The sequence below is a fragment of the Sporosarcina sp. BP05 genome (genome assembly GCF_014282005.1).
GTDB lineage: Bacteria > Bacillota > Bacilli > Bacillales_A > Planococcaceae > Sporosarcina.
Genome location: NZ_JACFTD010000028.1, coordinates 1 through 23616, shown reverse-complemented (window position 1 = coordinate 23616; position 23616 = coordinate 1). Strand labels below are relative to the sequence as shown.

Annotated in this window: 25 protein-coding genes and 2 pseudogenes; 13 read left to right on the top strand and 14 right to left on the bottom strand. The window is 40.6% G+C overall.

Annotated features, from left to right (window positions below; translation table 11 throughout):
- The first annotated feature begins 310 nt into the window (after window positions 1–310).
- From H2672_RS18060 to H2672_RS18045, 4 genes are all read left to right on the top strand, one after another.
- Window positions 311–1141: a YihY/virulence factor BrkB family protein gene (locus tag H2672_RS18060; RefSeq protein ID WP_186673679.1), complete on the top strand. Its 831-nt coding sequence runs from the start codon at window positions 311–313 to the stop codon at window positions 1139–1141.
- Entirely contained in the window at window positions 1141–1815 is a 675-nt protein-coding gene (locus tag H2672_RS18055) for a response regulator transcription factor (RefSeq protein ID WP_186673687.1), read from the top strand. Before H2672_RS18060 ends, H2672_RS18055 begins: the two co-directional genes overlap by 1 nt.
- Window positions 1812–3191 (top strand): sensor histidine kinase, encoded by a 1380-nt coding sequence (locus H2672_RS18050; protein ID WP_186673677.1) that lies wholly within the window; start codon window positions 1812–1814, stop codon window positions 3189–3191. The genes H2672_RS18055 and H2672_RS18050 overlap by 4 nt, the downstream gene beginning before the upstream one ends.
- A 75-nt stretch (window positions 3192–3266) precedes the next feature.
- Window positions 3267–3665: a hypothetical protein gene (locus H2672_RS18045; protein ID WP_186673675.1), complete on the top strand. Its 399-nt coding sequence runs from the start codon at window positions 3267–3269 to the stop codon at window positions 3663–3665.
- An 83-nt stretch (window positions 3666–3748) separates the two neighbouring features.
- On the opposite strand, the gene H2672_RS18040 is transcribed toward H2672_RS18045, so the two are convergent.
- From H2672_RS18040 to H2672_RS18025, 4 genes and pseudogenes are all read right to left on the bottom strand, one after another.
- Window positions 3749–5896: a type IA DNA topoisomerase gene (locus tag H2672_RS18040; protein ID WP_186673673.1), complete on the bottom strand. Its 2148-nt coding sequence runs from the start codon at window positions 5894–5896 to the stop codon at window positions 3749–3751.
- 136 nt (window positions 5897–6032) lie between these two features.
- Window positions 6033–6245, bottom strand: a complete 213-nt coding sequence (locus H2672_RS20025; protein WP_370569703.1) for a DNA topoisomerase — start codon at window positions 6243–6245, stop codon at window positions 6033–6035.
- Window positions 6246–6309: 64 nt separating this feature from the next.
- Window positions 6310–6438, bottom strand: a pseudogene (locus tag H2672_RS20020) (DNA topoisomerase); the annotation flags it as partial.
- Window positions 6439–6519: 81 nt separating this feature from the next.
- Window positions 6520–6882: a hypothetical protein gene (locus H2672_RS18025; protein WP_186673672.1), complete on the bottom strand. Its 363-nt coding sequence runs from the start codon at window positions 6880–6882 to the stop codon at window positions 6520–6522.
- Window positions 6883–7262: 380 nt separating this feature from the next.
- On the opposite strand from H2672_RS18025, the gene H2672_RS18020 reads away from it, so the two are divergent.
- The 3 genes from H2672_RS18020 (at window position 7263) to H2672_RS18010 (ending at window position 12343) form a co-directional block, all read left to right on the top strand.
- Complete coding sequence (locus tag H2672_RS18020; RefSeq protein ID WP_186673671.1) at window positions 7263–7463, top strand: DUF6508 domain-containing protein; 201 nt, start codon at window positions 7263–7265, stop codon at window positions 7461–7463.
- 79 nt (window positions 7464–7542) lie between these two features.
- On the top strand, window positions 7543–7893 hold the full coding sequence (locus tag H2672_RS18015; RefSeq protein ID WP_186673670.1) for a protease inhibitor I9 family protein: 351 nt from the start codon (window positions 7543–7545) through the stop codon (window positions 7891–7893).
- A gap of 250 nt (window positions 7894–8143) precedes the next feature.
- Window positions 8144–12343: a S8 family serine peptidase gene (locus H2672_RS18010; protein ID WP_186673669.1), complete on the top strand. Its 4200-nt coding sequence runs from the start codon at window positions 8144–8146 to the stop codon at window positions 12341–12343.
- Window positions 12344–12389: 46 nt separating this feature from the next.
- Here the strand turns inward: H2672_RS18010 and H2672_RS18005 are convergent, their stop codons facing one another.
- The 3 genes from H2672_RS18005 to H2672_RS18000 all read right to left on the bottom strand — a co-directional run bounded on the left by H2672_RS18005 (window position 12390) and on the right by H2672_RS18000 (window position 13596).
- Window positions 12390–12599: a sulfurtransferase TusA family protein gene (locus H2672_RS18005; protein ID WP_186673668.1), complete on the bottom strand. Its 210-nt coding sequence runs from the start codon at window positions 12597–12599 to the stop codon at window positions 12390–12392.
- A gap of 10 nt (window positions 12600–12609) precedes the next feature.
- Window positions 12610–12759, bottom strand: coding sequence for a hypothetical protein (locus H2672_RS20015; protein WP_370569701.1), 150 nt, complete (start codon window positions 12757–12759; stop codon window positions 12610–12612).
- A gap of 87 nt (window positions 12760–12846) precedes the next feature.
- On the bottom strand, window positions 12847–13596 hold the full coding sequence (locus H2672_RS18000; RefSeq protein ID WP_370569702.1) for a YeeE/YedE thiosulfate transporter family protein: 750 nt from the start codon (window positions 13594–13596) through the stop codon (window positions 12847–12849).
- A 5-nt stretch (window positions 13597–13601) separates the two neighbouring features.
- Here H2672_RS18000 and H2672_RS17995 point away from each other — a divergent pair, with 5 nt between their 5' ends.
- The 3 genes and pseudogenes from H2672_RS17995 to H2672_RS17985 all read left to right on the top strand — a co-directional run.
- Complete coding sequence (locus tag H2672_RS17995; RefSeq protein ID WP_186673667.1) at window positions 13602–13769, top strand: hypothetical protein; 168 nt, start codon at window positions 13602–13604, stop codon at window positions 13767–13769.
- 153 nt (window positions 13770–13922) lie between these two features.
- A complete protein-coding gene (locus H2672_RS17990; RefSeq protein ID WP_186673666.1) occupies window positions 13923–14411 on the top strand; it encodes a hypothetical protein in 489 nt (162 codons plus the stop codon).
- 503 nt (window positions 14412–14914) lie between these two features.
- Window positions 14915–15134 (top strand): annotated as a pseudogene (locus tag H2672_RS17985) (LLM class flavin-dependent oxidoreductase); the annotation flags it as partial.
- 327 nt (window positions 15135–15461) lie between these two features.
- On the opposite strand, the gene H2672_RS17980 reads toward H2672_RS17985, so the two are convergent.
- Both H2672_RS17980 and H2672_RS17975 read right to left on the bottom strand, forming a co-directional pair.
- Window positions 15462–15713, bottom strand: a complete 252-nt coding sequence (locus tag H2672_RS17980) for a hypothetical protein (protein WP_186673665.1) — start codon at window positions 15711–15713, stop codon at window positions 15462–15464.
- A gap of 127 nt (window positions 15714–15840) precedes the next feature.
- Complete coding sequence (locus H2672_RS17975; protein WP_186673664.1) at window positions 15841–16011, bottom strand: nitroreductase family protein; 171 nt, start codon at window positions 16009–16011, stop codon at window positions 15841–15843.
- Window positions 16012–16210: 199 nt separating this feature from the next.
- Here H2672_RS17975 and H2672_RS17970 point away from each other — a divergent pair, with 199 nt between their 5' ends.
- Together H2672_RS17970 and H2672_RS17965 are read left to right on the top strand one after the other, a co-directional pair.
- A complete protein-coding gene (locus tag H2672_RS17970) occupies window positions 16211–16945 on the top strand; it encodes a sulfite exporter TauE/SafE family protein (protein ID WP_186673663.1) in 735 nt (244 codons plus the stop codon).
- 112 nt (window positions 16946–17057) lie between these two features.
- The gene (locus H2672_RS17965; RefSeq protein WP_186673681.1) at window positions 17058–17657 is read left to right on the top strand and encodes a short chain dehydrogenase; all 600 of its coding nucleotides are present in this window, start codon (window positions 17058–17060) and stop codon (window positions 17655–17657) included.
- A gap of 76 nt (window positions 17658–17733) precedes the next feature.
- Here H2672_RS17965 and H2672_RS17960 read toward each other — a convergent pair whose 3' ends face one another.
- From H2672_RS17960 to H2672_RS17950, 3 genes are all read right to left on the bottom strand, one after another.
- Window positions 17734–18552, bottom strand: coding sequence for a purine-nucleoside phosphorylase (locus H2672_RS17960; RefSeq protein WP_186673662.1), 819 nt, complete (start codon window positions 18550–18552; stop codon window positions 17734–17736).
- A 128-nt stretch (window positions 18553–18680) separates the two neighbouring features.
- Window positions 18681–19865 (bottom strand): alanyl-tRNA editing protein, encoded by a 1185-nt coding sequence (locus H2672_RS17955; protein ID WP_186673661.1) that lies wholly within the window; start codon window positions 19863–19865, stop codon window positions 18681–18683.
- 89 nt (window positions 19866–19954) lie between these two features.
- Entirely contained in the window at window positions 19955–21337 is a 1383-nt protein-coding gene (locus H2672_RS17950) for an FAD-binding oxidoreductase (RefSeq protein ID WP_186673659.1), read from the bottom strand.
- Window positions 21338–21524: 187 nt separating this feature from the next.
- Between H2672_RS17950 and H2672_RS17945 the strand changes: the two genes are divergently transcribed.
- The gene (locus H2672_RS17945; protein ID WP_186673657.1) at window positions 21525–22001 is read left to right on the top strand and encodes a hypothetical protein; all 477 of its coding nucleotides are present in this window, start codon (window positions 21525–21527) and stop codon (window positions 21999–22001) included.
- A 195-nt stretch (window positions 22002–22196) separates the two neighbouring features.
- On the opposite strand, the gene H2672_RS17940 is transcribed toward H2672_RS17945, so the two are convergent.
- On the bottom strand, window positions 22197–22556 hold the full coding sequence (locus tag H2672_RS17940; RefSeq protein ID WP_186673655.1) for a hypothetical protein: 360 nt from the start codon (window positions 22554–22556) through the stop codon (window positions 22197–22199).
- 360 nt (window positions 22557–22916) lie between these two features.
- A complete protein-coding gene (locus H2672_RS17935) occupies window positions 22917–23399 on the bottom strand; it encodes a DUF2798 domain-containing protein (RefSeq protein ID WP_186673654.1) in 483 nt (160 codons plus the stop codon).
- Between the last annotated feature and the right edge of the window lie 217 nt (window positions 23400–23616).

Below are 23616 nucleotides of genomic sequence, written 5' to 3'. Positions count from 1 at the left end.
GTTCCCCCTGCGAGAGTAGGACGTCGCCGGTCTCATTGAAAAGCTATTACCTTATGGGTAATAGCTTTTTTTGTGTTTACTTTTAATATTATTTGTTGGAGAAGTCGGCGGAGAGTACGCAGGTAGAAAAAGGGATAACTTTTTATTGGTGAAAACTTGCATTCGAAATTAATCCGTAATTAAATGCTTGGTCTGCGATAGGTTATGATCAGTTCCGTAATTATATGCTTGGTCTCCCGGACTATATTCTTTCATAGTTATCCTATTGCTTTCTTTAGAATAGGGTATATTGAAAGAGGGAGGGTTGCAAATGGCAATTATTAAAAACGTAGTGGTTCGTTTTTTTAATGAACGTTTCTTTGATCAGGCAGCGCAAACGGCGTACTATCTCTTACTATCTATCTTTCCATTTTTCCTCTTCGTCCTATCCTTGCTTAGTTTGTTTCCAGTTAATGAAGAGACGCTTCTTACCTTTCTTAGACCTTTTACGCCTGATGGAACATTCACTATAATAGAAGAGAATGTTCACGCGGTTCTTAGTAAAGGACATGGTAAGGTCCTGTATGCAAGCCTTGCCACGGCGTTTTGGGTCACTTCGATGGCAGTACAGTCCCTTGCACGTTCACTTGATTTAGCGAATGGCTATGTACGTCGTTATGCAATTTGGAAGGTATTGATACGTGACCTTGGGGTGACGCTTCTTTTTATGCTGGTCATTCCATTATCATTGTTTCTTCCGATTATCGAAAAAGCTTTATATAGAGTTGTGACTTATTACGATACAATTGAGGAATGGCAAGGATGGTTTTATATTTGGCCGAATGTTAAATGGGGCTTGGGAACGTTGTTTCTGTTTCTATTTTTCCTATTGTTTTATAAAGTTGTACCAACAGGTAGGATGAAGTTTAAAGATGCATTTCCAGGAGCGGTTTTTTCTGCTATTGGGTGGCAGCTATTTTCACTTGTGTTCGGTAGCTATGTATCGAATGTTGATTATACTCGGTTATATGGACAATTGTCGGGTATTATTCTGCTGGTTATCTGGTTTTATTTTACTGCAGTCATTATTTTGATTTCAGGTTTGTTAAATTCGGAATGGCGGGAGTCATCCAGTCGAAAAAGGAGGAGGAGAATATTATGATGAAAATACTTGTGGTAGATGATGACCCAAATATTTTAGAGCTCGTAAATATCCAATTGACTCAGGCGGGGTATACGGTTCTGAAAGCATCTGATGGATTTGAAGCGCTCAAGGTATTGGAAGAGGAATTACCGGATTTAGCAGTGGTTGATGTAATGATGCCGGGGATGGATGGGTATACGTTAACTAAGAAGATCAGAGCGGAGGCGGATATCCCGGTTTTATTGCTAACGGCCAAGGGACAGCTTGAAGATAAGGAAAAAGGGTTCCTTGCGGGTTCCGACGATTATGTTGTAAAACCGTTCGAGCCGAGGGAACTATTATTTCGGATAAACGCGATTTTGCGTAGATACGACAAAGCTGTGGATGTATTCATTCAAGCTGGGCCACTAAAAATAAATCGACAGAGTTATGAAGTCTCTGTTGGTAAGAAAGTGCTACTTCTTCCGCTAAAGGAGTTTGAACTACTTTCGGTTTTGGCTTCACGGTCAAATCATGTATTTACAAGGGAGATATTAATTGAGCGGGTATGGGGTTATGACTATGAAGGCGATGAACAGACGTTAAATGTTCATATCAAGCGGATTCGAGACAAATTGGCGAAGCTGACGGGCGAGGTGTCCATTTTAACGGTGCGGGGTGTTGGTTATAAGCTTGAAGTGTCAGCGTCATGAGATCGTTGTACGGGAAATTCATCGCGATGACGGCGGTTATCATGATAGCGAGTGCTTTTATTGCATTTCTCGCGGTTAATACATATTACCATCAACAGCTGAAAGGGCAAAATGACGAGAAGAATATGGCCATCGCAAAAAGCATTGTATCGTTCATTGAATTGGATAAGGAATTAGATCTGGAAAACTACTTTGAAGCGCAATCTGCCGTCGGGTATAAGCTCTACGTTGTCAATGAACACCAAGAAGCGACGATGTACGGAGAAGCATTTCGGGCAGAAAATCTTTCAAGAAAAGTTATAGATCAGGTATTGAGTGGGGACTTGTATCATGGGATGAGAGATCTCCCAAGCAAAACGTTCGTAACCGGTTTTTTTTCAAATGAATTAGCAAATACCGTGGGGGTACCCTTTGAATATGATGGAGAAACATATGCTCTTTTTCTACGCCCTGATATTAAAATGCTCTTTACGGAAGTGCATTATATCCTTGGTGGGATGGTGCTTGTCATGGCGGTTGTTAGTTTGCTAGCGATGTTAATTGTGGCTAAAATGTTGATTGATCCAATTACAGAGTTAACCGCTGCGACGAAAAAGGTTGGGGAAGAACAGTTCTCTGGGACGCTCGATATCAACCGGAGAGATGAAATAGGGCAGCTGGCGAAAAGCTTTCAGCTGATGACGAAAAAACTTAGCGAAAATGATCGGATACGCAAAGAATTCATAAGTGATGTGTCGCATGATTTCCAGTCACCATTGCTTAATATAAAAGGATATGCGGAACTGTTGTTGGATGATAAGCTCACGGAAGATTCACGGAAAAGTTATGCTAACGTTATTCAATCGGAAACGGAACGATTGTCTTCATTGACCAAACAGCTGCTCCTTCTCACATCACTCGATCAGTTATCATCTCCACTTGAAAAAAGGACTTTCAACTTGGATAAGCAGCTGAAGGAGACAGTCCGCAAGTATAGATGGTTGCTGGAAGAGAAAGAAATGACGTTAGAAATGGATATCGAAGAGGTTCGTTTTACCGGTGATCCTGCATTTCTTGAGAAAGTGTGGGAGAACCTGTTATCGAACGCTTTAAAGTATACAGGGATTGGCGGGGCGATTGAAGTCGTGTTAACGGAGCAATCGGATCAAGTTAAGGTCCTTATCAAGGATTACGGAATAGGCATTGATGAAGAAGTACTGGGGCGTATTTTTGACCGTTTTTACCGAGCAGATGATTCCAGAACGCAGGAAACAGGCGGAACTGGACTTGGATTATCCATTGTCCAACAGGTTGTGAAACTGCATGGTGGAACAATTGAAGTTGCTAGTCATAAAGGGCAAGGCACCACTTTTACCGTTGTATTTCCAAAGTTGTAATGTCCTGTTCACTTTCCGTTCATGTAGACTGTATAAGATAAGAGTATAACATCAACAATACAGGAGGTATTTAATATGGAGCAAAAATGGAGTTTACGCTTGATTCGTGTAGCGGCAATTTTTGGTTTGATCGGTACAGTATTAGGTTCACATATGGCAGGAGCAGGATCACCGGCATTCCGTCCAATTCACGCGCATATTTTATTAGTTGGTTGGTTGTCCCTATTTGCTTGGGGCGTCTTCTACCGTATTTACAAAGTTCGGGCAAAAAAATTGGTTGCGATTCACGGCTGGACGGGAATTATTGGAGCAATCGGTCTGACATCAGGTATGTGGCTACAGTTCATGAAACCGTTTGGAGTGAATGAAACACTGTCACTCATTCTTTACATCGTCGGTGGAACAATCTTACTTATTAGCTTTGCATTGTTTGTCATCATTACGTTTTTAACTGAAAAAGTTAGTAAACGTTAATTGGTCCGGATAGTTTTGGGTAGTTAGATTACTTAAGTGCAAAAAGTCACTTCCTTAATTAAAAAAGGAGGTGACTTTTTGCGTTAGGAATTAAACTCGATATTTATTTTCCCGTTTACAAGCGTTAAGCTCGCATCAAACTTCGTGTCAGAATTGGAGACGAAACCCTTTATAACGTTCGTTTTCCCTTTCGTACAGAGAAGCTTCACTTGAGCAGGCGTGAGCTTTTTCTTCAAAAAGACAGCGGGGAAAGTCTGCTTGCAGCCACTTGCGTAGGCGCTGCAGCCATAAAACTCTTTCCGCGCGACGATTGTACCCTGTTTACAAGCAGGGCATGCTACGATGCCATTTTGAACGGGTGCAGATGAAGAGGGGGCAGTAGTAGAAGTCAGTTTGATATCGATCTTCTGTGATTTCAGCTGACCCGGTACTTCTTCCAATAAACTATAGATGAACTTCGCAATGCTTCCGAGAAAACGTTCTCCAGTTCCTTCACCATTACCGATTTTTCGTAAATACGCTTCCCATTTAGCCGTCATGGATGGGCTTGCGAGGAGATTGCCTTCGATTGCCTGACAGAGGATGCGCCCCTTATCCGTGATAGAAACAATGTTCTTCGTCACATCGATGTAGTTATGCCGTTTTATTGTTTCAATGATACCACTTCGCGTCGCTTCAGTACCGAGTCCTTCAATTTCTTTCAAAATATCGGTTTCTTTTTTATCCTCAACAAGTTTCCCACATGTTTTCATCATCGCGATTAGCTGACCTTCCGTATACGGTTTCGGCGGCATCGTTTTGCCTTCTTTAATGCCGATATCACTTTCAACGGGTTCGTGCATAACGAGTGGAGGCAGAGTTGGCTCGTCCTTATCTTTGTCACTTTCCTTAGCCGAACGGACGAACAATGCTTTCCACCCTTTATCGCGTTCCGTCTTCCCGACTGTGAAGAAGGGTAGGTTGTTGACGTCCGTCGTGACTTTCGTTTCCGTGTACAGGTAATCGGTATGGAACATAGCGAGCGTGGTTCGGACAACTTCTTCGTATAAGTTGCGCTCGATAGTCGAGAGCCCAGCAAGTACCCCTTGTGACGGGATTTTCTTCGTTGGAATGATTGCGTAATGTTCTTGCACTTTTGAACTGTCGACATAGCGCTTTTTCGGAGCGAGTGATGCGACTGGGAAAGTATGACCGATAAGCTGCTGATACTCAGTTACTTGTCCCGCCAGATAGGTGAACTCACTAGGCGTGATATACCGGGAATCCGTCCTTGGATACGTCACGAGTTTCTTTTCATAGAGCCCTTGCATCGTCTTCAACACATTAGCGGGACTCGTTTTCCACAAGCGGTTTGCCGTTGCCTGTAGTGTAGACAATGCATGTAGTTGCGGAGGCGGGGTCCGTTTATCGATTGTTTCCACGGAAGTAACGACACCAGGTGATTTTGGGTGAATGTTATGTTTCGCGAGAAGGTCCCGGATAATTTCCCTTTTCGAATCCTTTGCTTTGGCCTTCCCTTTATACGTCCCATTTGTGGCAGTAAACGTCGCTTCTATTTCATAAAACGGCTCAGAAACAAATGCTTCAATTTCCTTTTGTCGCTGATAAATAAGGTAAACAGTTGGTGATTGAACACGTCCGATTGAAAATACTTCTCGAATGCCGCGTGCTTGCAACAGAAGAGAATAGAGACGAGAGCCATTCATCCCGACAAGCCAGTCACTAATTTGACGCGCTTTCGCTTCCTCATACATCAGAAGATCTTTGCGATTGTCTTGTAGATTGGCGAATCCTTTGCGAACTTCATCGACTTCGAGCGAATTAATCCATAGCCGTTTTATCGTTTGGTTTTTTGCGCCTGTTTGATAATAAATACTATAAAAGATATTTGATCCTTCACGGTCCACGTCACAGGCGTTAATGACCGTATCTGTTCCTTTAATCAGCTTTTTTACAATGGCGAACTGCTTACTTTTCCCTTTTGCAACTTGAAACTCATAGCGGTCCGGCAAAATTGGTAAACTGGCAAGCGACCACTTGGCCCATTTCGGATCGTACTCTTTCGGTTCTTTTAGTTCGACAAGGTGGCCGATTCCCCATGTAATATATGCACCTTCTGAAAATATTGGAGAAGGTAATAGTTCCAAATAACCTTCATGGCGCCGCACAGAAAAAGCGTCTGCGTATGCCTTCGCTTGGCTTGGTTTTTCGGCTAGGATGACCGGTTTCATGACAGCACCTCTTTCATTCATGCGATAAAACAATCATGCTTCTTACTATAGTGTAGCAGATTTGAAATGGATACCAATTAATAATAGGATCTTTTTATTGGAAGTGGGTCATTTTGAAAAGTAGAAAGGGATTTGATTATTGGGTGAATGGTAGTGTGTCTGTCCGTGGATAGGTAATGACTATCTTGTTATAAAGGCCTTGTACGAGTTTTAATACTTCAGCCGGACTATACTTCCATTTCTTGGTCGCAGTTGCCGGGAGAGTTGATAGGGCATGTAGTTTCGGGAATTTTGTTCTTTTTTCCTTCTTAGATTTGGATCTGACGGCTCCATCGTTTGGATTGGATATTTTTTGTCGGACTAAAATATCTTGTACTTCTTCTTTTTATCGTTTTTTATTTTTTATTTTCCCTTTATAGACATCGTTTTTTTACGGTAAAATCAACTTCGATTTCATAAAATGGCCCAGGAACAAACTTATCTATTTCGTGTTGTCTTTGGTAAATAAGAAAGACTGTTGGAGATTGAACAAAGCCAATAGATAAATTCTTTTTAAATTCTTTCTTCTATAGAAGAACAGTGTAAAGTCGACTTCCGTTCATGCCCACAAGCCATTCACTTATTTATCGCACTTTTGCTTCTTCATAAAGCAATAAGTCCTTTTTATTATCAAGTAGATTGTTAAATCCTTTACGAACTTCATCGATTTCCAAAGAATTAATCCATAGCCGTTTAATTAATTTATCTTTGGTCCCAGTCATGTGGTAGATGGAATAAAATATAGTTGATTCTTCGCGGTCCACGTCACAGGCATTCACGATGGTCGAAATTTTAGGGTCATTGAACAAACTTCTAATGAAGGTGAAATGTGCCTGCTTATCCTTTACAACTTTGAATTCATCCTTGTCTGGGAGAATTGGTAATGTTGCTAAATTCCATGAACCCAATTCTTTCTTGTATTCTTTTGGTTCTTTTAATTCAACCAAATGCCCGATTCCCCAAGTAATAATTGCGCCGAAAGGAAATGTACTACATATATTTAGTTCAATAGAAGTTCTATCGTGTTTTTTTGACAGAGAAGACCTCACTGTATACTTTTGCTTGTGATGGTTTTTCTGCCAAAATTAACAGTAGGATAGATGTAAATTAGACGCCAGATGAGATAAGTCAGATAGAAGTGGATCAAGATGGAAAAATATTGTGAATTCTATTCATACTTATCATATTTCGAAGAGCTGTCTGGGATAGATACGAGCGCTATACTAGAAGATATCAGCTTATTTTATGTAAGTTATGAAGATAAGATTAATGAATTCGTGAGTTGCTTCTATGAATCCGACTTCACAGACACTGATTATGGAGTACCTTGAGCATTCACGGGATTACATCGCTAGAAAAGACGGCAAAAAATATTCCGCCAGCCAACGTGAATTTATTGAAAGCAATTATGACTCAAATAATTCGAGAACAACGATTTTCTGCAGGGGCGATTGCATGGTATGCGAAAGACGGATTCTTTGAACAAGCGCTTAGAAGACTAGGAGAGCTTTTCGGGTATGCTTCTTAATACATGACTTCCTATTTCATACAGGAATTTTTAATAAATTAGGGTTTCACCCCATAAACCTACAAAGAGGATGAACACGATGATTTATATTGATCCCGAGGTAGATATGCATACGAAAGAAATTGTGCAAGTCATAATTGAATTTAGAATAAGTCCAGCTCATGTCGCCATCTTAACGAATACAAATTTGTCATTGGAACAAGCGACAGAATTAGTCGAACAAAGTCATAGAGACTTTCATAATGAGCTTGAAATATTATTAGTGCAAAAGCAATATCCACACACAATCATGCAAATTTATAAAAATAGTTTAAACGGTGTCGCTTTGGAACTCCAAGGAATTGCGATCCAGAAATTGTTGCCATCCCAGGTGATCAAAGCGATCTATCCAAATCGTGAAATGAGGATTCCTGAGAACCCGATAATGTGACGAATCATCCATGATAAGAAACAGCCCATCTGCGTGAAAAAATACGCGCAGATGGGTTTTTATGGTTTAAAAATGATTCGCATTATAATAGAACAATCGGATTATAAAATTACCCCAATTTACAAGTAGGAGATTATTGGTACGATTAACATTGAGATGTCCAGTTATTTACCAGAAAAGGGTGTGGTTAAGAAGAAAGTTGTGGTGAATAAAACGAACAAAAACTCTGAGAATAGAAAGGAAGAAGATGATGAACAAGCGAATGACAAAGCGTGTTATGACAGTGGTTATGTCCATTCTATTAATTGCAGCCTCATTAATAGGGACACCTGCACTTCCTATCCAAGCAAAACAGAACACAAATGACGCAAGGGAAATCTTGGACAAACTAAGTAAAGAGCAACGTGCAGCGATCCAAGAACTTGATATAGAAGTCGGATTTACAGTTCATCCGGCAATTAATCAAAAAAGCGAAGCACCAGTAGAGCTCATTATAGAATTTAAACAAGATCCCGCAAAGGTAGCGGTGGCTAAAAGTCAGCTCCAGGAAAAACGAAGCGCTGTCTCTTTAAAGGATGAAAAGAACAAAGTGGAGGCTTCTCACAGCGAATTTAAGAAAGCGATTCAGAAATTAGAGAAGCAGTCTAACAAAACATTAGGTTCTCATTCTATTGAAGCAAGTAGCGTTGAAATCACGAGAGAATATCGTGATGCGTTTAATGGAGTGGCTGTTACGATGCCTGGAACAGCTATAAAGGAAGTACTGAAGACAGGATTAGTGAAAAGAGTATGGAAAAACGAAGATATAAAAGTGGAACTACCCAAAATTAAATCAGAAACAATTGAACCTAAAATGATAGATAGCATCCCTCAGATTGGTGTAGATCGTCTGCATGCAGATGGAATAACTGGCGAAGGCATCAAAGTAGGTGTCATCGATACAGGAATCGACTACAATCATCCGGACTTAGCGAATGCTTACAATGGCTATCAGTCTTCAGAGGGGAAAGATCCAGCTACAATCGACCCTGATAGTGTAATAGGTTGGGATTTTGTAGAAGATGATGCGGATCCAATGGAAACAACGTATAAAGACTGGTTGAAATCAGGCCAGCCTGAATTTGATCCTTATGAAAGCAGCTACTATACATCCCACGGCACACACGTTTCTGGGACAGTCGCGGGACAACAAGAAAACGAAGTTGACTATGCCGTTAAAGGTGTCGCGCCGGGTATCGAATTATATGGCTATCGTGTCTTAGGACCATACGGAAGGGGCGACATGATTTGGGTAATGGGGGGAATCGACAAGTCAGTCCGTGATGGAATGGACGTCATCAACCTCTCTCTAGGGACTGCAGTGAACGACCCGTTGTCCCCCGTTTCAATCGCGGTGAATAATGCGATGCTTTCGGGTGTTGTTAGTGTCGTAGCAGCAGGAAATGCTGGACCTAATGCACAGACAGTGGGAGCACCAGGAACTGCAGCACTCCCGATTTCTGTTGGTGCGAGTGATGTGCCACAAACCTCACCGACGTATTCAGCTACAACTGAAGAATCATCGTTTAGTGATGTGCGGTTATTAGCAAGAGATTTTTCTGATAAGATTGAAGAATTTCAAGGTCAATCGTACAACATCGTTTATGTAGGTTATGGCGGAGAAGATGGATTTGAAGGAAAAGATGTAAACGGGAAAATTGCATTGATTCAAAGAGGGCAGCGTTCGTTTGGTGAAAAGCTAATGAATGCAAAGAATGCAGGCGCTAAAGCGGTAATCGTTTTCAACGATTCAGAAGGTCAGATCCCTTATTACGTTGGGGAAAACACGTCATATCTACCTGCTTTCCGTGTATCTAATGAAGACGGTCTGAAATTGGTAGAGTCCGCTGAGAAAATAAGTAGTTTTACATTTGGAGAACTAAGAGATATTAAATCAGAAGGCGATTACTTAGCGGGATTCAGTTCCAGAGGACCTGTCGCAAGTAGTTTTGACATCAAGCCTGATCTTGTTGCACCAGGGGTAGCTATTTTCTCAACATACCCCGCATACATCAACGATCCCATTAACAATAACTATGAGAGTGCTTATGCCAGAATCCAAGGAACCTCAATGGCAGCACCACATGTGGCGGGAGCTGCTGCACTTATCTTGCAACAGCATCCAGATTACACGCCATTTGAAGTCAAGGCGGCATTGATGAACAGTTCAGTAGATATGAAAGAGGATTATTCGGTCTACGAAGTGGGAGCTGGGCGTATCAATGTGTACGATGCCGTGTATGCAGACACAGCTGTAACTGTGTTCGATCAAATCAGCATGGTCGAGGATGACGAACCGATCACACTGGAACACGAAACAGGGTCTCTACGATTCGGTAGTTATTATATTTCTGAAAGTGAAGCCATTAAGAACACCAAAAAAGTCAAACTAGCTAATCATGCGGACAGAGAGAAGTCCTATTCGATTGAAGTGGACTTCTTACAAGCAAACGATAACAGACAAGATGCTGCTGCCAATGGCGTCGTGCTTAACGTTCCGAAGAATATGACAGTAGCTGGCGGTAAAGTGGTGGAATTTGAAGCGGAAATTAGTGCTTCTGAACAGGCAGCATTCGGAACGTATGAAGGGTATATTCGAATTTCAGATGGTGACGGAGCAACGTATCAAATTCCATTTGCGCTTCGTATCTCCAGCAAAGGATTCGCTTCCATGGATTTCGATCGTCCCTCCGTTCCAAACGTATGGAAGTATCATCCGTTTTTACTTCCGTTCATGGGGTTAAAGTTGAACTTAAAGAGCCCGATGGAAAAGGTAGATCTAGTTATTAAAGACTCTAAAACAAATAAGCCATTAGGGTTAGTCGGTGTATTTTATGACTTGAAGCCGGACGTGGATTATATTGCATCTAAAGGCTTCATGGGTAATATATTCCCATTCACGGGAGATTCCAAGAATCCGATTGGCAAGGAGTTAGTCCGCTTACCAGAAGGAGATTATCTCTATGAGGTTCTTGGTACCGATATAGATGGCGGGGAATACTCAATGGAACAACTTGTGGTGGTTGATAACACACCGCCTGAAATGACGTTTCTAAATCACAAACCAGGGATTATTGAGGTCGATGAATCAATGTATACAAACGAATTTGGTCTCAATGCTTTTTGGGTCCATACGAATATCTATGATTCAACGATAGACTTGCTGAACGGAAAAGGATTGAAATACGACCAATCCGGAAACATCGTCACAGTTTATCAAAATACCCCGTATCCAAATGCACTTGGGGTAGCTCCAGATGGCGCAATGAGTTTTGGCGTATTGCCAGAAGAAATTGAAGCGGGGCCCGTGGAGGTCGATTTAGTACCAGTGGATTTGGCTTCGAATGCGGATACGAGAAGTCTAACGAGATATACGGTTATCAAAAAAGGGACCGCATATGCGTTACAGACATATGACAAAGAAAAGTTGTATCTCGATGATCGCGTTACAATGACATTGAATCTGTCACAAGTTGAAAATTTATTATCAGGAACATTTGGTGTGGAATTTGATCACGAGATCTTTAAGTTTGAAGGCTTAGCGTTAAATGATGAATTCAAGAAGTATGCGGATGAAAATGGAGTTGAAGTCCAGATAGATGAACCTAAGATTGAAGAGGGGTATTGGTATAACATGCTTCACGTTGGCGCTAAGCTTAAATCCCGTGAGGAGTTCAAAGGGTTTACTGGAGACAGCCCGTTCATTGACGTGACGTTTACAATGATCAGTGATGCGTATTATGAAGGTGCAGGAGCATTAGGTGTCGATGCTTTCGAATATAAGAAACATGGCGAAACAGAACTACAAGATTTGCCTGTATTTCTTGCAGATCCATTTGAAGTTGTACCGAAGCATTCCATATTGTCAGGATTCATTATACCGGAAGCGTTTGACAATGATGGATTTATGGTTGTACAAGATTACGACAAAATGGGTGCGAAAGTATATGCGAAATCTGAAAGTGGAAAAGTTTATCATACAAAAGTGGATGAATACGGAGAATACTTCTTCTACAATATGCCCGTTTCGGAAAAGGAGTATACCGTCTATTTTGAGGTACCAGGTCATCTGAATAAACAACGGACAATCCGTCCAGGAGTCGAGTACAATGGTGAATTTGTTGGGGAAGAGTTTTGGGTGAATGCTGTCCCAGCCCCTGCCGGAGATGTGAACAATGATGGCGTCATCGATATCCACGACGTCATGCGTGTCGTTGCACAATACGGAAAAAATCATCCAAGTACCGACATTAATAATGATGGAATTGTAGATGAAACCGATATTCGTTATATTGAAAAGAATTTCTTGAAAGTCGGCGACGACGCTAAAAACAAGAAACCACTTGAAAAACTAGGATCAAAAGGTTTGAACGATTTCCTAAAAGCGCTAGGTCTTGAACCAATGAATTAATACGTTAGGGGTCAACTTTTATAATCGATTTAAAAAAGCAGAAGCTTTAGCTTCTGCTTTTTTTTATGCAAAATATAAAATGAATATCCCTGACTTTTTTTACAGGATCTTGTGCAAATGTATACCCATGGTCGATCGCTTCTTCAGGTACACTGCGGAAAGAGCCTGGACAATCCGTGCTGACTTGCAACAGCTCACCTTTGTTCAGGCCGTCAAGTGCCTCAAGTGTGATATCCGCCTCTTCGTTAGCATGCATGTTGGTTCACTCATCTCTTCGTTGCCACCTGGCGGTGATACCATTTTTCCCGATAAATTGTTAACGCATGCAGTACGCCAAGCATTGCGAGTGTTGTAAGAATTGCTCCGACCGGTCTGAATGAATCGAGCAGTTTGATTTTTGTACCACTTTTGACCAAAGTATCATAGACGCCTATGTGATCCCATGCATAACCAAGGAATGTTGCGCTGATGATGTTGCCCGCAAAAACGGGTAAGAACAGAACTTATCCTTCCATGAGTCGGTACATCATTCCAGTTTCACAACCAGAAGCCATTACGATACCAAGACCGAATAATGCGCCGTCGACAAATGTGCTCAGTGCAGCGATTTGAGTGATGGGAGTCAAGTCATAAACCGAAATAATAATGACCGTCAAAATTGAGCTGATCGCCATACCGACGATAATCGCTATTGCCATGAGCCTACGACCTACGAGGAAAAGGTCACGGAAAGCGGAGGTGAAGCAGATTTGACCGCGTTCGATAGGAATTCCAAAGGCGAGTCCGAATAGTGCTCCGAGGCCGAGAGTTTTTTGTCCCGTTGCAAAGAAGTATATGGTTAACCCGATGTACAAAATGGCATTTGTAATACCTACATAAGGTTGGATGATGCGTTTTTTTACCTTGGTGGGCTTGGCAGCACCTTTTGTTAACGTCGGCTTGCCTTTCCACCATCGCACTTTCGTCAACTTCGCTCCAAAGAATGTTCCAATCCCCGTTGCAACAATGAAAATCCATGAGTGAAGTGAAAACTGTGGAACTCCAGTGAAAAATGCAGCCAAGTTAAAGCGGAGTGCTAAACGTGCCCCGAATCCTGCAATAATGCCTTTTACAAGTCCTAGAAAATAACGGCGTTTCTGTTGCGGCAGATGGATCTTAAAGCTATTACTAAATAACACCATCATCAAGGCACCGACAAACATTCCCCAGACGAGATATTCAGAAAAAGTTTCAAAAGTTTTTTCAACAAGGATCAGCAGTGATTGGCGCTAGTTTACTTGTAACAATTGTGACTAATCGTACATCTGTACAGATAGAAAATATGATGGCAGCTATAATGGCGAAATTAACAACTACGCCTATTGGTGAAGCGCTAGTGGTATTGCAGCAACATATTGTAATGGAAGCGACAAATGAAGTGAAATAATACTTAACTTTCAATAGAAGTGCTAAAGCCGGGGATCCATATAATCTCTGACTTTAAACTTGTCTACCTAAACTTCCATGTCTAGCGAACAATCGATATGAAGATTGCATAGTCTATACAGATATAAGTTTGATTAGCAACGGAGGTAAAGGGATGATAAACTTTCAAGCTTTCAATGGTGTTGTCACTATGATTGATGATTTTTCGATAGGGCAAAATAATGAAGTTGGTTGTTATAAATTAATATCCGTAGATGACAGACATGGAACGTCGGTAAATTTCGTAGTGGCACCCACGACTTACTTTGTAGATCATGTAACGGTGGCGGTGGGCGATAGAATAACAGGGTTTTATGATGCAAACGCGCCGGTTCCTTTCATATATCCGCCGCAATATCAAGCGCTTGTGATGGCCAAAGATACGCCCTATCAACATGTAAAAGTAGCCTTTTTTAACAGCCGATTGGAGAGTAGCGACGGCACATTAAAGTTAACGGTTTCTCCGCATACTCAAATCTTATTGGAAAATGGGCAAACCTTTACGGGGAATATTACAAATCGAAATTTGATTGTTGCTTATGGTGCTACTACTAGAAGTATCCCGGCCCAAACGACACCCCATAAAATTATTGTCATGTGTTAGCGGTTTGGAATGAACGACAGATATCTATTCAAGTAAACTACAATAGTATAGAAAAATTCAGTCATATCCAATGTGACTGAATTTTTTGTTGTATATGATTTTATTGGTATTAGTGCATAATTTAATCCGCCATTGGATTGCAATTTCCAACTTTTAAGCAAACTTACTTGAAACTGAATTAGCATATGTTTAGCATCACCTGAAATGAAAAACTTTTCAATGAAAAAACTTTTATCTATACTGTTACTTGTAGTAACTTTAAGTGGGGTTGATGGTAACCAAGCATCCGCATCTGAAGATCGAGTCCCTAAATTGTTTAGAACATCTAGTTTTACAATCGAACTCCTAAAATAAGCATAAAGCAAAGGGAGCAACTCTTAACCAAGTTGCTCCCTTTGCTTTATGCTTAAAATGCAGAACAGTGTTCTGGACCAGAGAGTAAGTGCGGTAGTTTTTTCTTGAATCGCCCTTAGCTGTGCCGATTTCAACTTGAATGAGAATGAGAGCAACGTATTCAAAAGTTGATTGAAGCGAATAAGTTGGCTGATCAGGCGGACTAGATGTTTTCGCAGTAGGGGGAGAGTCTTCAAAACGCATATTACAACACAAGCACATACAGTCATTTTGGGCGCTATAGCACAAGCAACAAAAAATAATGAAATTGCAAGTTCGGCAACCGTGCTAAATAAATCTGATCCTGTGTGTGTCTATGAAGATTTTGCCGCAACCACAAAATGATCATCTGCCAATGCGTTCCGAGATAAAGTGATAAGTATGCTGTAACAGCTGGCACAGCGACGCATTATTTGATGGCGGACACTGTGCTTCTTGTCGATGCTTATGTAGGAATTTGGTTTTTAACTAGTTCATGGCAGGAATAAAAAGCTCATTCAATTATTAGCGGTGACCACTATTGTGCGAAGGGAAATTAGATAGAACCAATATATGGCGGAACTACTTAAATTGAAAAAACTGGGGCATAACAAAAAAAGCAATCTCGTTTAAGCTTACGATGAGATTGCGGGGATTTTAGTCAGTAATGACAGTCACTCATGAAGAATGAAGATTTACCTTTTTTTCGTTTTTAAATAGTAGATAATGGGCATTCCCTACTTTATCTTCTATATAGTCGAGTGAATAATTACCGAATGGATCAGCTAAATCTCCAATTGCCCGAGATAGATTATCAATCGCATGATTTAACGATTCAAGCTGTCGTGGTTCATTCCCCCTATTCATTTCATCCATGATTTCATGAGCTAAGTGCTGGATTCGACGTAAGCGCATTTCTTTTGTTTGCATGATATCCTCCTCCTTATATCAACTTATACTGCCTAACTATATGGCTAATAACAGGAGTTCATGAGTAGATTTATAAACTAATTGGACTAACCGCTCACGAGCACTACTTAGTCTCCAGTTCGAAAAGTTATTTATTTATAATTTTAACAAGCTTGCGAATATCCGTGCGTGGTTGAGCCTCGGGTATATGTTCACGATAGCCAATCATCAACGTCGCTACTACTTTCTCGCCGGGAAGGACATCGATACCCTCCCTGAATACTGGGGCGTATACCCAATCATTAGTACACCAAGTCATACCAATTTCCCTTTCCCATGCCGCAAGTTGGAAGTTTTGAATTAGTGAGAAAAATGCCCCAGCGTGCAATCTAAGTATTATATATAGATTCTTCCATTAGTTTTTCGAATTGAGATCCATTCATTCAATCGAATTTACTTATGAACTGAGGTTGAATATGCTAGTCATATAGGGGTCTTAACTGAAAGAAGGATGCTATATGGAATATATTTTGCTTTATTTCATCGGATTTGCTGCAACAACGCTTGGCACATTAGCCGGGGGCGGGGGACTCATCAGTTTACCGGCTATGCTACTGATGGGATTGCCGGTTCATTCGGCAATTGGGGCGAATAAAGTATCAAACACAGTGAGCTCATTTTCGAGTTTTCTTGTGATTTACAATAATAAAGAAGTAACAGTCAAAGAAGCGCTTAAGGTTGTTCCAATTAGTCTTGCTGGAGGGATTACCGGCGGAGTTGTCGCTTCCTTTTTGAAAGAAGAATGGATGATTGTAATTGCGATTATCCTATTAACCTTCGCATTCATCTCATCCTTTTTTGGGAAAGCGGATTTTGATGGCGATGAATCATTTCGTGTAACTAAAAAGAGTGCTACTTCATTGTATGGAATCGGAATTTACGACGGTGTTTTTGGTCCCGGTAGTGGGACATTAGCCTTATACTTGTATGCTCGATTGAAAGTTTCTTATTTGAGAGCAGTTGGATTGTCTCGCATCATGATTTTTTCAAGCTGTTTCGGAGCCTCAATTAGTTACATTTCAACGGGTAAAATAATATGGCCACTCACGATTGCATTAATGCTCGGTTCGATAAGTGGTGCGCAACTTGGTGTTCGTCTTGCGCGTAAGTTGAAAACAGAGCATGTTAAACCGATACTTCGCGTCGTAACTGTACTTCTGATTATCCAGATAGGTGTGAAGTATTTTGGCTGAAGTGTTTAAAGACCAAAGCAAAATCACAAGACTTTTCATAAGTAAGGCATTTAATTAGTATGATAGAACAATAACTAATTGAAGCTAGATACTTTAAAAAGGGGGGCTACATATTAAAATACTTGTCATAGGCGCAAGTGGAACGATTGGCAATGCGGTTACTAAAGAATTGGAGAAAGATCATGAAGTGATCCGCGCGGGACGAAATGGTGCTGATGTATCCGTTGATATTACGTCAGTAGAGAGCATAAAAAGGATGTATGAGCAGGTTGGTAAAGTTGACGCGGTGATTAATGCGGCAGGGCGAGCTCATTTCGACGCAGTTACGGACATGACACCCGCGCTGAATGATGTAGGAATTGATAGCAAACTGAAAGGGCAAGTTAATCTAGTGCTTTTAGGTTTTGATAATTTGAATGATGGTGGAAGTTTCACATTAACGACGGGGATTATGATGGATGATCCAATCGCGAAAGGAGCTTCAGCGGCTTTGGCGAACGGCGGCGTCAAGGCATTTGTTAAAGCTGCGGCTATTGAAATGCCAAGAGGAATTCGCATTAATAGCGTAAGTCCAAATGTGTTACAAGAGTCGTGGCACAGACTTAGTGGTCTTTTTCAAGGGTTCGAAGCGGTACCTGTAAAGCGAGTGGTCCATGCTTTTGAAAAGAGTGTGTTTGGTTTGCAAACTGGCCAGAACTTCGAGGTTTATTAGTAAGTTATAACTTAAAAGTATGTGAAAAGCCTTCTGGGAGATTTTCGCAGAAGGCTTTTCGCATTGATGATTTTCTTTAAATCTCTTTCAAGACGTTTTTAATTAAATGTACAAATGCACTTCGAGATTGAGCAGCAACTTTAATTACATCCTCATGACTTAGTGGTTCATCTAGAATCCCACATGCCATATTCGTTAAGCACGATATTCCTAATACCTTCAGTCCCGAATGAATAGCAACAACTGCTTCAGGCACTGTTGACATGCCGATTGCATCTGCACCTAAAATACGAATCATACGGATTTCAGCAGGTGTTTCGTAAATAGGGCCACTCCACCAACCATAGACGCCTTCTCTTAATGTAATATCATTGTCACGCGCTACTTTTAAAGCCGTTGCTCTCATTTCGCGATTATAAACCTCAGAAACATCTGGGAAACGCGTTCCTAAGTCATCGTTATTTTTACCAATCAATGGATTAATGCCAACTAAATTAAGATGATCTGTAATTAGCATTAATTCGCCCGGATTAAAATCAGTATTTACAGCTCCGCATGCGTTCGTAATAATCATTTTCTCTATACCTAATGCTTTCATCACTCTGACAGGGAAGGTAACTTCGTCTAAAGAATACCCCTCGTAGAAGTGATAACGTCCTTTCATAGCCACGACTGTTTTTCCTTGTAAACGTCCGATAACTAATTCATTTGCGTGACCAACAGCAGCTGATTTTGAGAAAAAAGGAATATCCTCGTATGGAATGACAACTCCGTTTTCTATTTCATCAGCAAGGCCGCCGAGTCCAGAACCTAGGATAATTCCAATTTCGGGAATTTCTGTGGTTTTACTAAGAATGTAATTTTTAGCTTCTAAAATTTCTTCTGTTTTATGCATTAATATTGCCTCCTATTATTTCTGGGTAATTGTATATTCATTAAGGTGCTTTCATAGTCTAGTGGCTGTATAAAAAAGAATCAAGGGTGGCTTTTTATAAGTCGGTATCACCTAACGGAATCACAAGCTCATCGTGAGCCTTCCATGACAGTCAGCAATTGTTCTGCGGATACCAAGCGTTCACCGCCACCTTGGACAAACGATTCATTCCCTCCGCCTTTTCCATTAATAAGAGGGAGTGCAGCAGAGGAAACTTGCTTCATACTTGTTTCAACGGAAGCCCCCCGAGCCGCGACAAACTGTAGTCGATTGTCGTTTTCAGCAACGAGAAGTACAATTATTTCATCTGCTTCAGCTACAAGAAGTCGGGCAAGTTTCTGTAATTGTTGAACCGTTCTATCTGCAAAGAGTGCTTTTACAATGCCTTGTTCCTGTTGGTCCAATAATGTCTTCGCTTCAAATGTTAACAGTGCTTCTTGCGCATCTGCCAATGATTTCTCAAGTGAATGATTCATTTCCAATAACTTCTGTACCGCATCCGCAACACCATCGTCCGGTGCACTTACTAATCTGGACGTTTCCGCCAACTCCTGGTTTTTTCGTTGTAATTGCTGCAACACGCGTCCGCCGCAAACGAAATGCACGCGCACTTTGCCTCGATGCTTCTCTGTCGATAAAATCTTCAGCGCACTTACTTGTCCCGTTTCACTTGGATGTGTACCGCCACAGCCGTTGTAGTCGAAATCAGGAATAATGACAAGTCGGATTTCGTCTGTCACTGCTAATTGCTTGCGAAGGGGGTAGTGATGAAGTTCATCTTCTGTTACCCATTTTATTTCAATCAGTCTATTTTCTAAAATAATGTCATTCGCTAACTTTTCCACCGTGTCCAATTGCTCTGAAGAGACATTCTCCACATCCAAATCAATCGACACAATTTCTTTTCCTAAATGGAAGCTTACCGTTGGAAAATCGAACAGTTCAACAAATGCTGCCGACAAAATATGCTGTCCTGCATGTTGTTGCATATGATTAAAGCGTCGCTCCCAGTCGATTACGCCATCCACATCAGTCGAAGAACCGAGACTACCGGCCAATGTATGGCGAATCTCATCTTCCACTTCTTCCACATTGAGAACCGCAATACCATTCAATGTCCCCAAATCATGCGGCTGACCACCACCTGTCGGATAAAAAGCAGTATTGTCCAACACGACATAGTGGTTTCCTTCTGCATCTTGCGCGGCTTTTATAATCTGAGACGTAAACGATTTACAATATGCATCTGCATAATACAAACGATCTTTTAACATGAAATCGACTCCCATGACTTTTTTTCTATTTTATCACGAACAGTGAAAAGAGTGCCCGATCTACTAAGGATTGGACACTCTTTGTATAATTAGCAGAATTTTACGTTTTTATTTGGGTTCAATAAATTGTCTGGATCAAGTGCTCTTTTGATTTTCTCCATGAATAGAAGCGCCGTGCCGTGCTCCTGTTCCTGGTACTTTTGTTTACCAATACCAACGCCGTGTTCACCAGTACATGTGCCACCACGTTCAAGTGCATACAGTACAATACGTTCATTCAACTCATCGGCTTTTGCAAGTTCTTCGGCATCGTTCATGTCCATCATCAGAAGAACATGGAAGTTACCATCGCCTACGTGACCGACAATACCTCCGGTGAGTCCAAGTGATTCAACGGTTTCACGAGCATGTTCGACTGCACCTGCTAACTCTGAAATGGGCAGACAAACATCCGTTACCATCATCTTTTTACCAGGATAGCCGTGGATAAAGGCATAGGCTAAATTATGCCGCGCCTCCCACAGTCTATTGCGTCCGGCGTTGTCTGTTTCGAATTCGATGTCTTCGCAATGATGGTCTTTCACAATTTCTTTTGTGAAATCAACGTCTTGTTTCAAACCCGCTTCATTGCCATGGAATTCCAAGAACAGCGTCGGTTTTTCTTTATAGTTAGTTTCACTGTAAAGATTCGCCTGTTTTATGGATGGTTCATCGACCAACTCAACTCGAGCAATCGGAATACCGGCTTGTAGAATGGACACGACAGCTTCCACTGCATCATTGACGGTAGGGAAGGAAGCCCGTGCAGCCGTTACGTGCTCCGGAATGCCGTATACACGAAGTGTTAATTCCGTAAAGCAGCCAAGCGTACCCTCAGAGCCTACGAAAAGACCGTTTAGATGAAGACCAGATGCAGATTTCGCAGCCATATTCCCCGTATGAATGACGGTACCATCAGCCATCACAACTTCTAAATCACGGACTTGATCACGCATGACGCCGTATTTGACGGTCGTTGTTCCACTTGCATTTGTTGCCGCCATTCCGCCAAGTGTTGCATCCGCTCCTGGATCGACCGAGAAAAAGAGTCCGTACTTTTTCAGTTCTTTATTTAACTGTGTACGGGTTACGCCAGGCTGTACTTTTACTAGGAAATCATTCTCTCGTACCTCTAGCACTTTTTTCATCAATGAAAAGTCAATTGTGATTCCTCCCATAGAAGGGATTACATGTCCTTCCAAGCTTGAACCTAGGCCGAATGGGATGACCGGAACTCGGTATTCTTTCGATACTTTCATTACGTTACTTACATCTACAGTCGATTCTGGGAAAACAACAATGTCCGGAATACTTGCCGCGTGATAGGATTCATCCCTGCCATGAAGTTCCCTTACGGTTACGTTGATGGAGACTTGTTCATCCTTGAGCACACCTCTTAAGGCTTCAATTATATTTTCTGTAGATATTGTCATTTTCGTTCACTCCTTATGTAAGATAAGTATTTATACGATTTTAATCCAACCACTTACTAGTATACGTGAAAATATAATTAATTACTTAGTCTAATTGATAATTCTAAATACAACTGGTATCGTCAGAGGTGATTAGGTCTTTGGATTAATTTACCGCATTCTATGTAAATTAAAGGAGGAGCTACGCGTGAAAGAAAGGCTAGCTATTATGCTTATAGGGTTTACTGCCCTCTTTTTTTATCTAGTTACGCCTGATGTTGCCAGGGCGAGCTCAGAGATTAGTATCGAGACGAAAGCGGGCGGCTATCAATATAAAGTAATAATGGGACAGAAACCATTTACCTGGGAGATTGGACAAAAAGGATCGGTGTTGTCCATTGAAGAAAGTGAAAACAATCTAGTAGAACTAGATATGTTCAGAAATAGTGTTGAAGACATTAAACAACAACAGTTCAAGGTAGCATTCTCCATATTTTACTTATTCATAATCGGAACGGTACTTGTTATTGCAAAGAGAAAGAAGAAGGTAATCGGAAAAGAATATTTGCTGATTATTATAGTACTTGCGGGAATTACATTCTACTATGGTCTGTTAGCATCTTTCGGATTGAATCACTCATTAAGGGATGCAGAATTTTATTATTTATGGTTAATTCACGAATGACAGGATATTAACTCTATCTTAAGAAGATAAGTCGATATTGCTATAGATAATTTAACTTTTAAATATGTAATAGGGGAGAAATTCGATTGTGACAGAGTATAGGAAAAGACGAATATATAAACGCCAAAAAAGACACGGCTAATTAATAGCCATATCTCAGATTGCAGGCAATCGCATAATTCTAAATCCTTTAACTTACTTGGCTTTCAGGAAACGTATCTCTTTTTTACGAATGGAGAGTAACCAAGTTATCAATTTTTCATAGTTCTCTTGCCATAGTTTTTTCATTATCAACGTCAAGAACAACAGGGATAACAAAAATACAAAAGAGATGATGCTTGTTAACTGGAAAAAAAGAGTTTCTTGAAAACCGCCATAACCGACACAAATGACAACGCTACTCACAAAAATTATAGATAGAACAGGTAACGATTCAAAAAGTATGTCGTCGTTTCTTTTCTTGATAAAGCGCATCATAGTTGGGGAAATTAAAGCAATAAGTAAGATATAGGAGATAACGACGAGTATGTCTACTACGACTATGAATAAGTCCATCTCTTTTCAAAGCCCCCTTATCAAATTCACCTACAGAATGACACCCTTGGAAAAGTCCATTTAGATAGACTATACCCTTCCATCCGCGCAGTTATGCATCGAAATCTAGTTTTTCCTTACAATGAAAATAAAAAAAGAGGATGGTTGTATCGCTAACGGGTTCTCTTTTTAGGGATAAAACAACAAAATTGCAGGGGAAGGCAGGGACCTATTCGCATTAGCGGATAGGTCCCTTATTGTTGAATAACAGGTAGCAATACTTGCATTAGAATGATGTTTTAGTAACAGGGCAAGACATTGAAACCAATTTGGAAGTTCTACATAAAACAAGCAAGCCACCTTTTGGTGGCTTGCTTGTTTTTACACGTTTACTTCTGGCTTTTGTGTCGATGGTTTAATATATTTAACTAATAGCCTACGTGAGATTGGTCCAACAATTAGTAACTGCGATGGAAGTGCAACGATAAAGTTTAGACCAACTATCTTAAGGTAGGTTGTGAAAATTGAACCTTCAATTTCTGTCATTAACGCCGTTAAAATAAGGCCGTAAACTGACATGATAAGAACCATTATAGGGACCATACAAAAAGCAATCGCCACAATAAAGTTGATTTCTTTCGATTTATCATAAGGTAGTGAAAATGCCATTTTACGCGCTTTCGGTTCAACGAATGACTCTACGATAAAAGCGACGATAAATGTTATGACAAATTGAATCACTGCACTCCCTACTGTATACGATGAAAATCCGTGTAAAGCTGTGTTGTAAACAGACATAATAAGAACCATTCCAAAACACATAAATAGCCCGAAAATAATGCCTTCTTTTTTATTACTAGGCAAATAAAAACATCCTTTCGTATTGAGAATAAACGTAATTATATATGCTTAGAATTTTTCACATAAGTGACGTTTTTGTGAATCTTTTTAGACGACATTAAATTACATTGTTATTTTCAATTGAAAAATAGAGTTGTACATGATTTATTGGTATAGATAGTCGCATTAATTCTAGCAGAGCTTGTAAAATTAATAATTCAAAAAAGCATCGGCGCTATAA